This window comes from Pseudomonas sp. MEJ086 (assembly GCF_030209025.1).
GTDB lineage: Bacteria > Pseudomonadota > Gammaproteobacteria > Pseudomonadales > Pseudomonadaceae > Aquipseudomonas > Aquipseudomonas fulva_A.
Genome location: NZ_JARVSV010000055.1, coordinates 1 through 15,501 on the forward strand (window position 1 = coordinate 1; position 15,501 = coordinate 15,501).

The 15,501-nt window shown below is 58.2% G+C and carries 12 protein-coding genes and 1 tRNA gene; all 13 read left to right on the top strand.

Annotated elements, in window-relative coordinates; translation table 11 throughout:
* The first annotated feature begins 110 nt into the window (after positions 1-110).
* A tRNA-Trp gene (locus QRN22_RS25270) sits at positions 111-186 on the top strand.
* Between the two features lie 44 nt (positions 187-230).
* A complete protein-coding gene (secE, locus tag QRN22_RS25275) occupies positions 231-599 on the top strand; it encodes a preprotein translocase subunit SecE (protein WP_042553192.1) in 369 nt (122 codons plus the stop codon).
* A gap of 13 nt (positions 600-612) precedes the next feature.
* Complete coding sequence (gene nusG / locus QRN22_RS25280; protein ID WP_042553193.1) at positions 613-1,146, top strand: transcription termination/antitermination protein NusG; 534 nt, start codon at positions 613-615, stop codon at positions 1,144-1,146.
* 116 nt (positions 1,147-1,262) lie between these two features.
* Positions 1,263-1,694: a 50S ribosomal protein L11 gene (gene rplK, locus QRN22_RS25285; RefSeq protein ID WP_025167734.1), complete on the top strand. Its 432-nt coding sequence runs from the start codon at positions 1,263-1,265 to the stop codon at positions 1,692-1,694.
* Positions 1,694-2,389 (top strand): 50S ribosomal protein L1, encoded by a 696-nt coding sequence (rplA, locus tag QRN22_RS25290; RefSeq protein ID WP_042553194.1) that lies wholly within the window; start codon positions 1,694-1,696, stop codon positions 2,387-2,389. Before rplK ends, rplA begins: the two co-directional genes overlap by 1 nt.
* Before the next feature lie 212 nt (positions 2,390-2,601).
* The gene (gene rplJ / locus QRN22_RS25295; RefSeq protein WP_042553195.1) at positions 2,602-3,102 is read left to right on the top strand and encodes a 50S ribosomal protein L10; all 501 of its coding nucleotides are present in this window, start codon (positions 2,602-2,604) and stop codon (positions 3,100-3,102) included.
* A 75-nt stretch (positions 3,103-3,177) separates the two neighbouring features.
* Entirely contained in the window at positions 3,178-3,543 is a 366-nt protein-coding gene (rplL, locus tag QRN22_RS25300) for a 50S ribosomal protein L7/L12 (RefSeq protein ID WP_042553196.1), read from the top strand.
* 220 nt (positions 3,544-3,763) lie between these two features.
* Entirely contained in the window at positions 3,764-7,837 is a 4,074-nt protein-coding gene (gene rpoB, locus QRN22_RS25305) for a DNA-directed RNA polymerase subunit beta (protein WP_042553197.1), read from the top strand.
* A 61-nt stretch (positions 7,838-7,898) separates the two neighbouring features.
* Complete coding sequence (gene rpoC / locus QRN22_RS25310) at positions 7,899-12,098, top strand: DNA-directed RNA polymerase subunit beta' (RefSeq protein ID WP_042553198.1); 4,200 nt, start codon at positions 7,899-7,901, stop codon at positions 12,096-12,098.
* Between the two features lie 158 nt (positions 12,099-12,256).
* Positions 12,257-12,628, top strand: coding sequence for a 30S ribosomal protein S12 (gene rpsL / locus QRN22_RS25315; protein ID WP_003186084.1), 372 nt, complete (start codon positions 12,257-12,259; stop codon positions 12,626-12,628).
* Between the two features lie 117 nt (positions 12,629-12,745).
* On the top strand, positions 12,746-13,216 hold the full coding sequence (rpsG, locus tag QRN22_RS25320; protein ID WP_010490886.1) for a 30S ribosomal protein S7: 471 nt from the start codon (positions 12,746-12,748) through the stop codon (positions 13,214-13,216).
* A 30-nt stretch (positions 13,217-13,246) separates the two neighbouring features.
* Positions 13,247-15,352, top strand: a complete 2,106-nt coding sequence (fusA, locus tag QRN22_RS25325) for an elongation factor G (RefSeq protein WP_042553199.1) — start codon at positions 13,247-13,249, stop codon at positions 15,350-15,352.
* Positions 15,353-15,383: 31 nt separating this feature from the next.
* The coding region (locus QRN22_RS25330) for a GTP-binding protein (protein ID WP_241779079.1) at positions 15,384-15,501 on the top strand (118 nt) is incomplete at its 3' end.

Below are 15,501 nucleotides of genomic sequence, written 5' to 3' on the forward strand. Positions count from 1 at the left end.
CAATTCGCGAAGGTGGTCGTACCGTTGGTGCTGGCGTGGTTGCCAAGATCGTCGAATAATCGATTGATCTGTCCCCCTCGGGCCGGCATAATGGTCGGCCTGATTTTTCAGGGTCAGTAGCTCAATTGGCAGAGCGGCGGTCTCCAAAACCGCAGGTTGGGGGTTCGATTCCCTCCTGGCCCGCCATTTTCATAGTGATTTTGGCGTGTCTTCCCACAGGATTCTAGTTCATGAATGCTAAGTCTGAAGCCAAAGACTCTCGCTTCGATCTGCTCAAGTGGATTGCAGCGGCCCTGCTCGTTGTTGCTGGGGTGGTCGGTAATCAGTACTTCTCTGGTGAGCCGATTCTGTACCGTGTCGTCGTGTTGCTGGTGCTCGCGGTGGTTGCCGCTGCCATTGCATTGCAGACGGCAAAGGGTCAGGCCTTCTTTGGTCTGGTGAAAGAAGCTCGCGTCGAGATTCGCAAGGTTGTCTGGCCTACTCGTCAGGAAACCACGCAAACCACGCTGATCGTCGTCTTGGTCGTGCTCGTCATGGCTCTGATGTTGTGGGGGCTTGATTCGCTCCTGGGTTGGCTTGTGTCGTTTATCGTAAGTTGAGATAGGGTGTCCCGTGGCTAAGCGTTGGTACGTTGTGCATGCTTACTCGGGTTACGAGAAGCATGTAATGCGTTCGCTCATCGAGCGCGTAAAATTCGCCGGAATGGAAGATGATTTCGGCGAAATTCTGGTCCCCACCGAAGAAGTGGTGGAAATGCGTAATGGCCAGAAGCGCAAGAGCGAGCGAAAGTTCTTTCCGGGCTATGTGTTGGTCCAGATGGAAATGAACGAGGCGACTTGGCACTTGATCAAGGATACGCCGCGTGTGATGGGCTTCATCGGCGGTACTGCCGACAAGCCTGCACCGATTACCGAGAAAGAGGCTGACGCCATTCTGCGTCGCGTTGCCGATAGCGGTGACAAGCCCAAGCCCAAGACGCTGTTCGAGCCGGGCGAGATGGTTCGTGTCACCGATGGTCCGTTCGCTGATTTCAGTGGCGTAGTCGAAGAAGTGAATTACGAGAAGAGCCGCATCCAGGTAGCGGTGACCATTTTCGGTCGCTCTACCCCGGTCGAGCTGGAGTTCAGTCAGGTCGAGAAGTCGTAACTGACAACCGCATCCCTTACCCCGCAGTCACAGGCTGCGGGGTTTTGTTGTCACTGGGATAAACAGGCAATAGTCGGGGAGCCGCAAGGCGCTAGAACCCGTAACTGGAGTAGCTAATGGCTAAGAAAATCACGGCTTATATCAAGCTGCAAGTAAAGGCCGCTCAGGCCAACCCGTCGCCACCCGTCGGCCCAGCTCTGGGTCAGCACGGCGTGAACATCATGGAATTCTGCAAGGCGTTCAACGCCAAGACTCAGGGCATGGAACCTGGTCTGCCGACTCCAGTGATCATCACTGTATACAGCGACCGTAGCTTCACCTTCGAAACCAAGAGCACCCCGGCCTCCGTGCTGCTGAAGAAAGCAGCCGGTCTGACCAGCGGTTCGGCTCGTCCGAACACCGTCAAGGTCGGCACCGTTACCCGTGCCCAGCTCGAAGAGATCGCCAAGACCAAACAGGCCGATCTGACTGCAGCTGATATGGATGCGGCCGTACGTACCATCGCCGGTTCCGCTCGTAGCATGGGCCTCAACGTGGAGGGTGTGTAATGGCTAAGCTGACCAAGCGCCAAAAGGCTATCGCGGCCAAGATCGAGCCGGGCAAAGCCTACAGCTTCACCGACGCTGCTGCGTTGCTGGCTGAAATCTCCGCTGTCAAATTCTCCGAGTCCGTTGATATCGCTATCAACCTCGGCGTTGACCCGCGTAAATCCGACCAGGTCGTTCGTGGCGCTACCGTGCTGCCAAACGGCACTGGCAAGACCGTTCGCGTTGCCGTCTTCACCCAGGGCCCGGGCGCTGAAGCCGCTCTGGCTGCCGGTGCTGACCGCGTAGGTATGGACGATCTGGCTGCCGAAATGAAAGGCGGCGATCTGAACTATGACGTGGTCATCGCTTCTCCGGACGCCATGCGCGTCGTCGGCCAGCTGGGTCAGGTTCTCGGCCCGCGCGGTCTGATGCCGAACCCGAAAGTCGGTACCGTGACTCCGGACGTCGCTACTGCGGTCAAGAACGCCAAAGCTGGTCAAGTACGTTTCCGTACCGACAAGAACGGCATCATCCACAGTTCCGTCGGCAAGGTTGGCTTCGACGCCGACAAGCTGAAGCAGAACGTGGAAGCGCTGCTGTCTGATCTGAAGCGCCTGAAGCCTTCAACCTCGAAAGGCATCTACGTCAAGCGCGTGACGCTGAGCACCACCATGGGCCCAGGTCTGCTGATCGACCAAGGTTCGCTGGACGCTTAATGAATGACTGCAGGCGCACCTGGTGCGTCTGCAGCGATAAATTGGGGTCCCTGCCTGGCGGGGGCTATCCAAGACCGTAGGGGACGCAAGTCTCAAACCCGAAGAGCAATCTTCAACCCTACGCAGATGGTGCTCCCGATTCTTACCGAATCAGACACCAAAACGCCGTCCGGCTCAGGTCGGGCGAAACGGTAACATCCAGGAGTAAACCCGTGGCAATTAAGCTCGAAGACAAGAAGGCCATCGTCGCTGAAGTCAACGAGGCTGCCCAAGTAGCTCTGTCCGCTGTCGTGGCTGATGCCCGTGGTGTGACAGTAAGCGCTATGACCGGACTCCGTAAAGAGGCCCGCGAAGCTGGCGTATACGTACGTGTTGTACGTAACACCCTGCTCAAGCGCGCCGTTGAAGGCACCGAGTATTCGGTTCTCAACGACGTGTTCAAAGGCCCGACCCTGATTGCATTCTCCAAGGAACATCCGGGCGCTGCTGCTCGTATTTTCAAAGAGTTCGCCAAGGGTCAGGACAAGTTCGAGATCAAGGCAGCTGCGTTCGAGGGCAAGTTCCTCGCAGCAAACGAGATCGACGTGTTGGCTTCCCTGCCAACTCGCGACGAAGCTATCGCGAAACTGATGAGCGTGATTCAAGGCGCTACCAGCAAGCTGGCTCGTACTCTGGCGGCCATTCGCGACCAAAAAGAAGCCACCGCTGCCTAAGGCATCGTGGTTTCTTTTCAACGTCATTTATTTTGATGGCCGCGTAGGCTGCCATTCACATACAGGATTTAAGTCATGTCTCTGACTAACGAACAAATCATCGAAGCAATTGGCCAGAAAACCGTTCTGGAAGTTGTTGAACTGATCAAGGCAATGGAAGACACCTTCGGCGTTACCGCCGCTGTTGCTGCCGCTGGCCCAGCTGCTGCTGCCGCTGTTGTCGAAGAGCAAACCGAGTTCAACGTCATCCTGACCGAAGCCGGCGAGAAGAAAGTGAACGTCATCAAGGCCGTTCGCGAACTGACCGGCCTGGGTCTGAAAGAAGCTAAAGCAGTTGTTGACGGCGCTCCTGGCGTGGTCAAAGAAGGCGTGTCGAAAGACGAAGCCGAAGCTGCCAAGAAAGCTCTGGAAGAAGCAGGCGCCAAAGTCGAGCTCAAGTAAGCGACGACCTTGCGTCTACAGCCCGCGCGACTCGCATAAGGCTGACGGCTGGTGGCTCTTGCCACCGGCCTTTTTCCGTTCTGACTCGGCTGTTCACTGGCCCAGGCTTGGAACGTGAAAGACCCACCAACGAGGTGGAGCAAACCTAGGGTTTGCACGAGTTTCTGGCTGCTCCCGTCGGAGAAGCCAAATAAGCAGGTGACCAAGCTGGGGAACGCTGATGGCTTACTCATACACTGAGAAAAAACGTATCCGCAAGGACTTTAGCAAGTTGCCGGATGTCATGGATGTGCCTTACCTCCTGGCCATCCAGCTGGATTCGTACCGCGAATTCCTGCAGCAAGGCGCGAGCAAGGAACAGTTCCGCGACATCGGCCTGCATGCGGCCTTCAAATCTGTATTCCCGATCATCAGCTACTCCGGCAACGCTGCTCTGGAATACGTCGGTTATCGCCTGGGCGAGCCGGCGTTCGACGTCAAGGAGTGCGTGCTGCGTGGCGTGACCTTCGCCGTCCCGCTGCGCGTGAAAGTGCGCCTGATCATTTTCGACAAAGAATCGTCGAACAAAGCGATCAAGGACATCAAGGAGCAGGAAGTGTACATGGGCGAAATTCCGCTCATGACCGAGAACGGTACCTTCGTCATCAACGGTACCGAGCGAGTGATCGTTTCCCAGCTGCACCGTTCCCCAGGTGTGTTCTTCGACCACGACCGTGGCAAGACTCACAGCTCGGGCAAGCTGCTGTACTCCGCGCGCATCATCCCTTACCGCGGTTCGTGGTTGGACTTCGAGTTCGATCCGAAGGACGCCGTATTCGTACGTATCGACCGTCGCCGCAAACTGCCGGCCTCGGTACTGCTGCGCGCGCTGGGCTACAGCACTGAAGAAGTGCTCGATGCCTTCTACACCACCAACGTTTTCCACGTGAAAGGCGAAGGCCTGAGCCTGGAGCTCGTACCGCAGCGCCTGCGAGGCGAGATCGCCAGCCAGGACATCCTGGACGGCAACGGCAAGGTGATCGTCGAGCAGGGTCGTCGTATTACCGCTCGCCACATCAATCAGTTGGACAAGGCTGGCATCAAGGAACTGGACGTACCGTTCGATTACCTGATCGGCCGCACCACCGCCAAGGCGATCGTGCACCCGGCTACCGGTGAAATTCTCAGCGAGTGCAACACCGAGCTGTCGGTCGAGCTGCTGGCCAAGATCGCCAAGGCTCAGGTCGTCCGCATCGAGACGCTGTACACCAACGACATCGACTGTGGTCCTTTCATCAGCGACACGCTGAAGATCGACAGCACCACCAATCAGCTCGAAGCGCTGGTCGAAATCTACCGCATGATGCGTCCTGGCGAGCCACCTACAAAGGATGCTGCCGAAACGTTGTTCAACAACCTGTTCTTCAGTGCCGAGCGTTACGACCTGTCCGCCGTAGGCCGCATGAAGTTCAACCGTCGTATCGGTCGTACCGAGATCGAAGGTTCGGGTGTGTTGAGCCGCGAAGACATCGTCGAAGTTCTCAAGACGCTGGTCGACATCCGTAACGGCAAAGGTATCGTCGATGACATCGACCACCTGGGTAACCGCCGTGTACGTTGCGTCGGCGAGATGGCCGAGAACCAGTTCCGCGTTGGCCTGGTGCGCGTCGAGCGTGCGGTCAAGGAACGTCTGTCGATGGCCGAAAGCGAAGGCCTGATGCCGCAGGATCTGATCAACGCCAAGCCGGTCGCGGCTGCGGTGAAGGAGTTCTTCGGTTCCAGCCAGCTGTCGCAGTTCATGGACCAGAACAACCCGCTCTCCGAGATCACCCACAAGCGCCGCGTTTCCGCACTCGGCCCGGGCGGTCTGACCCGTGAGCGCGCAGGCTTCGAAGTCCGTGACGTACACCCGACCCACTACGGCCGTGTGTGCCCGATCGAAACGCCGGAAGGCCCGAACATCGGTCTGATCAACTCCCTGGCAGCCTATGCCCGCACCAACCAGTACGGCTTCCTGGAAAGCCCGTACCGCGTCGTGCAGGAAGGCAAGGTCACCGACGAGATCGTGTTCCTGTCTGCCATCGAAGAGGCCGATCACGTTATCGCCCAGGCATCCGCGACCCTGAACGACAAGGGTCAGCTGATCGACGAGCTGGTAGCCGTGCGTCACCTCAACGAGTTCACCGTGAAGGCGCCGGAAGACGTCACGCTGATGGACGTATCGCCGAAGCAGGTCGTTTCCGTCGCTGCCTCGCTGATCCCGTTCCTCGAGCACGACGACGCCAACCGTGCACTCATGGGCTCGAACATGCAGCGTCAGGCTGTTCCGACCCTGCGTTCGGACAAGCCGCTGGTCGGTACCGGCATGGAGCGCAACGTCGCCCGTGACTCCGGCGTCTGCGTCGTGGCGCGTCGCGGTGGTGTGATCGACTCCGTCGATGCCAGCCGTATCGTGGTCCGCGTTGCCAACGATGAAGTCGAAACCGGTGAAGCCGGTGTGGACATCTACAACCTGACCAAATACACCCGCTCCAACCAGAACACCTGCATCAACCAGCGTCCGCTGGTGCAGAAAGGTGATGTGGTCGCGCGTGGCGACATCATGGCCGACGGCCCGTCCACCGACATGGGTGAGCTGGCACTGGGTCAGAACATGCGCGTCGCGTTCATGCCCTGGAACGGTTACAACTTCGAAGACTCCATCCTGCTCTCCGAGCGCGTGGTTCAGGAAGACCGCTTCACCACGATCCACATCCAGGAACTGACCTGTGTGGCACGTGACACCAAGCTCGGCCCAGAGGAAATCTCTGCGGACATCCCGAACGTGGGTGAAGCTGCACTGAACAAGCTCGACGAAGCCGGTATCGTCTACGTGGGCGCTGAAGTCGGCCCTGGCGACATTCTGGTCGGCAAGGTCACGCCGAAGGGCGAAACCCAGCTGACGCCGGAAGAGAAGCTGCTGCGCGCGATCTTCGGCGAGAAGGCCAGCGACGTTAAGGACACCTCCCTGCGCGTGCCGACCGGTACCAAAGGTACTGTCATCGACGTACAGGTCTTCACCCGTGACGGCGTCGAGCGCGATGCGCGTGCTCTGTCGATCGAGAAGAGCCAGCTGGACGAGATCCGCAAGGACCTGAACGAAGAGTTCCGCATCGTCGAAGGCGCGACCTTCGAGCGTCTGCGTGCCGCTCTGGTTGGCAAGGTCGCCGAAGGCGGCGCCGGCCTGAAGAAAGGTGCTGCGATCACTGACGAAGTGCTCGACGGTCTGGAGCGTGGCCAGTGGTTCAAGCTGCGGATGGCTGAAGACGCACTGAACGAGCAGTTGGAAAAGGCTCAGGCCTACATCTCCGACCGCCGTCAGCTGCTCGACGACAAGTTCGAAGACAAGAAGCGCAAGCTGCAGCAGGGCGATGACCTGGCTCCGGGCGTACTGAAGATCGTCAAGGTCTACCTGGCCATCCGCCGTCGCATCCAGCCGGGTGACAAGATGGCGGGTCGTCACGGTAACAAGGGTGTGGTCTCGGTGATCATGCCGGTCGAAGACATGCCGCATGACGTGCATGGCACGCCGGTCGACATCGTCCTCAACCCGCTCGGCGTACCGTCTCGTATGAACGTCGGTCAGATCCTCGAAACTCACCTCGGCCTCGCGGCCAAGGGCCTGGGCGAGAAGATCAACCTGATGCTCGAAGAGCAGCGCAAGATCGCTGATCTGCGCAAGTTCCTCAACGAGATCTACAACGAGATCGGTGGGCGTCAGGAGAACCTCGACGAGCTGAGCGATCAGGAAGTGCTGGCCCTGGCCAACAACCTGCGCAAAGGCGTGCCGATGGCTACCCCGGTGTTCGACGGTGCCAAGGAAAGCGAAATCAAGGCCATGCTGAAGCTGGCAGATCTGCCGGAAAGCGGCCAGATGCGCCTGATCGACGGCCGTACCGGCAACCAGTTCGAGCGCCCGACCACGGTCGGTTACATGTACATGCTGAAACTGAACCACCTGGTGGACGACAAGATGCACGCTCGTTCTACCGGTTCCTACAGCCTGGTTACTCAGCAGCCGCTGGGTGGTAAGGCGCAGTTCGGTGGTCAGCGCTTCGGGGAGATGGAGGTCTGGGCTCTGGAAGCTTACGGCGCCGCCTACACCCTGCAGGAAATGTTGACCGTCAAGTCGGACGACGTGAACGGCCGTACCAAGATGTACAAGAACATCGTGGATGGCGATCACCGCATGGAGCCGGGCATGCCCGAGTCCTTCAACGTGTTGATCAAAGAGATCCGTTCGCTCGGTATCGATATCGATCTGGAAACCGAATAACACGACGTGAATCGGCAGCGGGGCAATATGCCCGCTGCCTGCTCCGCCAGGAGGAAAGGCCTTGAAAGACCTACTGAATTTGCTGAAAAACCAGGGTCAAGTCGAAGAGTTCGATGCCATTCGCATCGGCCTTGCTTCGCCTGAGATGATCCGTTCGTGGTCGTTCGGTGAAGTTAAAAAGCCGGAAACCATCAACTACCGTACGTTCAAGCCTGAGCGTGACGGCCTGTTCTGCGCCAAGATCTTTGGCCCGGTAAAGGATTACGAGTGCCTGTGCGGTAAGTACAAGCGCCTCAAGCATCGTGGTGTGATCTGCGAGAAGTGCGGTGTTGAAGTCGCTCTGGCCAAGGTTCGTCGTGAGCGCATGGCGCACATCGAGCTGGCATCTCCAGTTGCCCACATCTGGTTCCTGAAGTCCCTGCCGAGCCGTATCGGCCTGCTGATGGACATGACCCTGCGTGATATCGAGCGCGTTCTCTATTTCGAGAGCTACGTCGTTATCGATCCGGGCATGACCACCCTCGAGAAGGGTCAGCTGCTCAATGACGAGCAGTACTTCGAAGCGCTGGAAGAGTTCGGTGACGACTTCGACGCCCGTATGGGCGCAGAGGCCGTTCGCGAGCTGCTGCACGCTATCGACCTGGAGCACGAGATCGGCCGCCTGCGCGAAGAAATTCCGCAGACCAACTCGGAAACCAAGATCAAGAAGCTGTCCAAGCGTCTGAAGTTGATGGAAGCCTTCCAGGGTTCCGGCAACCTGCCAGAGTGGATGGTGCTGACCGTTCTGCCGGTTCTGCCGCCAGACCTGCGTCCGCTCGTTCCTCTGGATGGTGGTCGTTTCGCCACCTCCGACCTGAACGACCTGTATCGCCGTGTCATCAACCGTAACAACCGTCTGAAGCGTCTGCTCGACCTCTCGGCTCCCGACATCATCGTGCGCAACGAAAAGCGCATGCTGCAGGAAGCTGTCGACGCACTGCTCGACAACGGTCGTCGCGGTCGCGCCATCACGGGCTCGAACAAGCGTCCTCTGAAATCCCTGGCTGACATGATCAAGGGTAAGCAGGGTCGTTTCCGTCAGAACTTGCTCGGCAAGCGCGTCGACTACTCCGGCCGTTCGGTAATTACCGTTGGCCCGGCACTGCGTCTGCACCAGTGCGGTCTGCCGAAGAAGATGGCCCTCGAGCTGTTCAAGCCGTTCATTTTCGGCAAGCTGGAAATGCGTGGTCTGGCGACCACCATCAAGGCCGCCAAGAAGATGGTCGAGCGCGAGCTGCCAGAGGTGTGGGACGTTCTCGCCGAAGTGATTCGCGAACACCCCGTACTGCTCAACCGTGCACCGACTCTCCACCGTCTGGGCATCCAGGCGTTCGAGCCGGTACTGATCGAAGGTAAGGCCATTCAGCTGCACCCGCTGGTCTGCGCCGCGTACAACGCCGACTTCGACGGTGACCAGATGGCCGTTCACGTGCCGCTGACGCTGGAAGCCCAGCTCGAAGCGCGCGCGCTGATGATGTCGACCAACAACATCCTGTCGCCTGCCAACGGTGAGCCGATCATCGTTCCGTCCCAGGACGTTGTACTGGGTCTGTACTACATGACCCGTGAGGCCATCAACGCCAAAGGCGAAGGTCGCGTGTTCGCCGACCTGCAGGAAGTCGACCGCGTATTCCGCGCCGGCGAAGCGTCCCTGCACGCCCGTGTGAAAGTGCGTATCAACGAAGTCATCAAAGACCGTGACGGCACCATCACCAAGAACACCCGTATCGTCGACACCACTGTCGGCCGTGCGCTGCTGTTCCAGGTTGTGCCTGCTGGCCTGTCGTACGACGTGGTCAACCAGTCGATGAAGAAGAAGGCGATCTCCCGTCTGATCAACCAGTGCTACCGCACCGTTGGTCTGAAGGACACCGTGATCTTCGCTGACCAGCTGATGTACACCGGTTTCGCCTATTCGACCATTTCTGGTGTGTCGATCGGCGTGAACGACTTCGTCATTCCGGACGAGAAGGCGCGCATCATCGACGCCGCTACCGAGGAAGTGAAGGAAATCGAATCGCAGTACGCCTCCGGCCTTGTAACCCAGGGCGAGAAGTACAACAAGGTGATCGACCTGTGGTCGAAGGCCAACGATGAAGTTTCCAAGGCGATGATGTCGAACCTCTCGAAAGAGAAGGTCATCGACCGCGACGGAAACGAAGTCGATCAGGAGTCCTTCAACTCCATGTACATGATGGCCGACTCCGGTGCTCGTGGTTCCGCCGCGCAGATCCGTCAGCTGGCTGGTATGCGTGGTCTGATGGCCAAGCCGGACGGCTCGATCATCGAGACGCCGATCACCGCGAACTTCCGTGAAGGTCTGTCGGTACTGCAGTACTTCATCTCCACTCACGGTGCACGTAAAGGTCTGGCGGATACCGCACTGAAGACCGCGAACTCCGGTTACCTGACTCGTCGTCTCGTCGACGTGGCCCAGGATCTGGTAGTGACCGAGATCGATTGCGGCACCGAGCAGGGTCTGTACATGACTCCGCACATCGAAGGCGGCGACGTGGTCGAGCCGCTCGGTGAGCGCGTTCTGGGTCGTGTCATTGCCCGTGACGTGTTCAAGCCTGGCACCGAAGAAGTCATCGTTCCGGCCGGTACCCTGGTCGACGAGCAGTGGGTCGAGTTCATCGAGCTGAACAGCATCGACGAAGTGGTCGTGCGTTCGCCGATCAGCTGTGAAACCCGCTACGGCATCTGCGCCAAGTGCTACGGTCGTGACCTGGCTCGTGGTCATCAGATCAACATCGGTGAAGCCGTCGGCGTCATCGCTGCACAGTCGATCGGTGAGCCGGGTACCCAGCTGACCATGCGTACGTTCCACATCGGTGGTGCGGCAAGCCGGACCTCGGCTGCCGACAGCGTCCAGGTGAAGAACGGCGGTGCGGTTCGTCTGCACAACCTGAAGCACGTCGAGCGTCTGGACGGCAACCTGATCGCGGTATCGCGTTCCGGTGAGCTGGCTATCGCCGACGAGTTCGGTCGTGAGCGCGAGCGCTACAAGCTGCCTTACGGTGCGGTCATCTCCGTCAAGGAAGGTGACAAGGTCGACGCTGGCGCCATCGTCGCCAAGTGGGACCCGCACACCCACCCGATCGTTACCGAGATGAAAGGTACCGTCACCTTCGTGGGTATGGAGGAAGGTATCACCATCAAGCGTCAGACCGACGAACTGACCGGTCTGACCAACATCGAAGTGCTCGATGCCAAGGACCGTCCGGCTGCCGGCAAGGACATCCGTCCTGCCGTTAAACTGGTCGATGCAAGTGGCAAGGATCTGATGCTGCCAGGTACTGACGTGCCGGCGCAGTACTTCCTGCCCGCCAACGCCCTGGTCGGTGTTGCCGACGGTGCGCAGGTTGCGGTCGGTGACGTTATCGCCCGTATCCCGCAGGAAACGTCGAAGACCCGTGACATCACCGGTGGTCTGCCGCGCGTTGCCGACCTGTTCGAAGCGCGTCGTCCGAAAGAAGCCTCGATTCTGGCTGAAATCAGCGGCACCATCGCGTTCGGCAAGGAGACCAAGGGCAAGCGCCGTCTGGTCATCACGCCGACCGATGGCAGCGATCCGTACGAAGAGCTGATCCCGAAATGGCGCCACCTGAACGTGTTCGAAGGTGAGCAGGTCAACAAGGGTGAAGTCATCTCCGACGGTCCGAGCGATCCGCACGACATTCTGCGTCTGCTGGGCGTGAGCGCGCTGGCCAAGTACATCGTCAACGAAATCCAGGACGTTTACCGTCTGCAAGGCGTGAAGATCAACGACAAACACATCGAGACCATCCTGCGCCAGATGCTGCGCAAGGTCGAGATCGCCGAGTCGGGTGATTCCACCTTCATCAAAGGCGACCAGATGGAGCTCACTCAGGTTCTGGGTGAGAACGAGCGCCTGGCCGAAGAAGACAAGTTCATCGCCAAGTACACTCGCGTTCTGCTGGGTATCACCAAGGCGTCGCTGTCCACCGAGTCGTTCATCTCGGCGGCATCCTTCCAGGAAACCACTCGCGTTCTCACCGAGGCAGCGGTTACTGGCAAGCGCGACTTCCTGCGTGGCCTGAAGGAAAACGTGGTCGTGGGTCGTCTGATCCCGGCTGGTACCGGCCTTGCTTACCACAGCGAGCGCAAACGTCGTCGCGAGGCTGACAAGCCTGTGCGTGTGAGCGCGAGCGAAGTGGAAGCAGCGCTGACCGAAGCGTTGAACTCCAGCGAAAATTGAGAACGTGCCCCGGCCGCCTGGCGGTTGGGGCTCGTGTCTTGACTGGGGGGGCTAGTCTCTTTAGACTCATGCACCCCTAAATATGGCAGGGCATAAGCCCTGCCATTTATTTATGGTGTAAATAAATAGCGTCGAAAGACGGACAGTGGAGCTAGTAGATGGCAACTATCAACCAGCTGGTGCGTCAGCCGCGCAAGCGTATCGTCGAGAAATCCGACGTACCTGCGCTGCAGAACTGCCCCCAGCGTCGTGGCGTATGCACTCGCGTGTATACCACCACGCCGAAAAAACCTAACTCGGCACTGCGTAAAGTTTGCCGTGTTCGCCTGACCAACGGTTTCGAGGTTTCCTCGTACATCGGTGGTGAAGGCCACAACCTGCAAGAGCACAGCGTCGTGCTGATCCGTGGCGGTCGTGTAAAAGACTTGCCAGGTGTGCGTTATCACACCGTTCGCGGCTCGCTGGACACCTCGGGTGTCAAAGGCCGTAACCAGGGTCGTTCGAAGTACGGTACCAAGCGTCCGAAGTGATCGGCCGTCGGTACTGAATGCAGTTTCTAATTTTATTGAGTCGATAAGAGTAAGGTCGGGCGTAACCAGATGGTTACAGTTCCGGGCTAACCTGAAGACCGTTTGAGGGCTTATCAAATGCCAAGACGTCGTGTAGCAGCCAAGCGCGAAGTGCTTGACGATCCAAAATACGGAAGCCAAATCCTGGCCAAGTTCATGAACCACGTGATGGAAAGCGGCAAGAAAGCCGTTGCCGAGCGTATCGTTTATGGCGCCCTGGACAAGGTTAAAGAGCGTAAGAACAGCGATCCCCTGGAAATCTTCGAGAAAGCTCTCGACGCCATCGCTCCGCTGGTCGAAGTGAAGTCGCGCCGTGTAGGCGGTGCTACTTACCAGGTTCCGGTCGAAGTTCGTCCGTCCCGTCGTAACGCCCTGGCCATGCGCTGGTTGGTGGATTTCGCCCGTAAGCGCGGCGAGAAATCCATGGCCCTGCGCTTGGCAGGTGAACTGTTGGATGCTGCAGAAGGCAAAGGTGCTGCAGTTAAGAAGCGTGAAGACGTGCACCGTATGGCTGAAGCCAACAAGGCTTTCTCGCACTACCGCTTCTAATTTTAGCGTCACTCAATTTGCGAGGGCTTTATGGCTCGTACTACACCGATTAATCGCTACCGTAACATCGGTATCGTGGCTCACGTGGATGCTGGTAAAACCACTACCACCGAGCGCGTCCTTTTTTACACCGGCAAAAGCCACAAAATGGGCGAGGTGCATGATGGCGCCGCGACCACGGACTGGATGGTGCAGGAGCAGGAGCGTGGTATTACCATTACTTCCGCTGCTATCACCGCCTTCTGGAAAGGCTCCGAGAAGCAGTACAAGGACGAGCACCGTTTCAACGTCATCGACACCCCGGGGCACGTAGACTTCACCATTGAAGTTGAGCGTTCCCTGCGCGTACTCGACGGCGCGGTCGTTGTGTTCTGCGGTACCTCGGGCGTTGAGCCTCAGTCGGAAACCGTATGGCGCCAAGCCAACAAGTACGGCGTTCCGCGTCTTGTTTACGTAAACAAGATGGACCGTGCCGGTGCTGACTTCCTGCGTGTCATCGGTCAGATCAAGCAGCGTCTGGGTCACACTCCGGTGCCGATCCAACTGGCTATCGGTTCGGAAGACAACTTCCAGGGCCAGATCGACCTGATCAACATGCAAGCTGTGTACTGGAACGATTCCGACAAGGGTATGGTTCCTGTTCGCAAGGAAATCCCTGCCGAGTTGCTGGCAGACGCCGAAAAATGGCGCGGCAACATGGTCGAGGCTGCGGCCGAAGCCAACGAAGAGCTGATGAACAAGTACCTCGAAGGTGAAGAACTCACCAACGACGAAATCAAGCTCGCTCTGCGTCAGCGCACCATCGCTGGTGAGATCGTTCTGGCCGTTTGCGGTTCTTCCTTCAAGAACAAGGGCGTTCCCCTGGTTCTCGACGCCGTCATCGACTTCCTGCCGGCTCCTACCGACATTCCTGCTATCAAGGGCTCCAACCCAGATAACGAGGAAGAGGAAATGGAGCGTCACGCCGATGACAGCGAGCCGTTCTCGGCTCTGGCGTTCAAGATCGCTACCGACCCATTCGTGGGTACTCTGACCTTCGTCCGCGTTTACTCGGGCGTGTTGGCCTCCGGCGACGGCGTGATCAACTCGGTCAAGGGCAAGAAAGAGCGTGTGGGTCGTATGGTGCAGATGCACGCAAACGCCCGCGAAGAGATCAAAGAAGTGCGCGCTGGCGACATCGCTGCTCTGATCGGCATGAAGGACGTCACCACTGGTGAGACTCTGTGCAACGCTGACAAGCCAATCATCCTCGTTCGTATGGACTTCCCGGAGCCGGTTATTTCGGTTGCCGTAGAGCCCAAGACCAAGGACGACCAGGAAAAAATGGGTATCGCTCTGGGCAAGCTCGCTCAGGAAGACCCATCTTTCCGCGTCAAGACCGACGAAGAGACTGGTCAGACGATCATCTCCGGCATGGGCGAGTTGCACCTGGACATCCTGGTCGACCGTATGCGCCGCGAGTTCAACGTCGAAGCCAACATCGGCAAGCCTCAGGTTTCCTATCGTGAGCGCATCACGAAGAATTGCGAAATCGAAGGCAAGTTCGTGCGTCAGTCCGGTGGTCGTGGTCAGTTCGGCCATTGCTGGATCCGTTTTGCTCCTGCTGACGAAGGTCAGGAAGGTCTGCAATTCGTGAACGAGGTTGTGGGTGGTGTGGTTCCGAAGGAATACATCCCGGCTATCCAGAAAGGTATCGAAGAGCAGATGAAGAACGGCGTTGTCGCCGGCTATCCGCTGATCGGCCTGAAGGCTACCGTGTTCGATGGTTCCTACCACGACGTCGACTCCAACGAGATGGCGTTCAAGGTGGCGGCTTCCATGGCGACCAAGCAGCTGGCCCAGAAGGGCGGTGGTGAGTTGCTCGAGCCGATCATGGCGGTAGAAGTTGTTACCCCTGAAGATTACATGGGTGACGTGATGGGCGACCTCAACCGCCGTCGCGGCATGATCCTGGGTATGGAAGACACGATCTCCGGTAAGGTGATCCGTGCTGAAGTTCCGCTGGGTGAGATGTTCGGTTACGCAACCGACGTCCGTTCCATGTCTCAGGGTCGCGCAAGCTACTCCATGGAATTCAAGAAATACAACACAGCTCCGTCGCATATCGTCGAGTCTGTAACCAAAAAACAAGGCTGATTCAGCCCCTTTAAGCTAGGAGTTAATTGTCGTGGCTAAAGAAAAATTCGAACGTAACAAACCGCACGTCAACGTTGGCACCATCGGTCACGTTGACCACGGTAAAACCACTCTGACCGCTGCTCTGACCCGCGTCTGCTCCGAAGTAT

Excerpts from the sequence above, each read along its gene's own strand:
- rplL (WP_042553196.1), top strand. The coding sequence starts at position 3,178 with ATGTCTCTGACTAACGAACAAATCATCGAAGCAATTGGCCAGAAAACC.
- rpsL (WP_003186084.1), top strand. The coding sequence starts at position 12,257 with ATGGCAACTATCAACCAGCTGGTGCGTCAGCCGCGCAAGCGTATCGTC.
- fusA (WP_042553199.1), top strand. The coding sequence starts at position 13,247 with ATGGCTCGTACTACACCGATTAATCGCTACCGTAACATCGGTATCGTG.
- rplK (WP_025167734.1), top strand. The coding sequence starts at position 1,263 with ATGGCTAAGAAAATCACGGCTTATATCAAGCTGCAAGTAAAGGCCGCT.
- rplA (WP_042553194.1), top strand. The coding sequence starts at position 1,694 with ATGGCTAAGCTGACCAAGCGCCAAAAGGCTATCGCGGCCAAGATCGAG.
- rpoB (WP_042553197.1), top strand. The coding sequence starts at position 3,764 with ATGGCTTACTCATACACTGAGAAAAAACGTATCCGCAAGGACTTTAGC.
- secE (WP_042553192.1), top strand. The coding sequence starts at position 231 with ATGAATGCTAAGTCTGAAGCCAAAGACTCTCGCTTCGATCTGCTCAAG.
- rpsG (WP_010490886.1), top strand. The coding sequence starts at position 12,746 with ATGCCAAGACGTCGTGTAGCAGCCAAGCGCGAAGTGCTTGACGATCCA.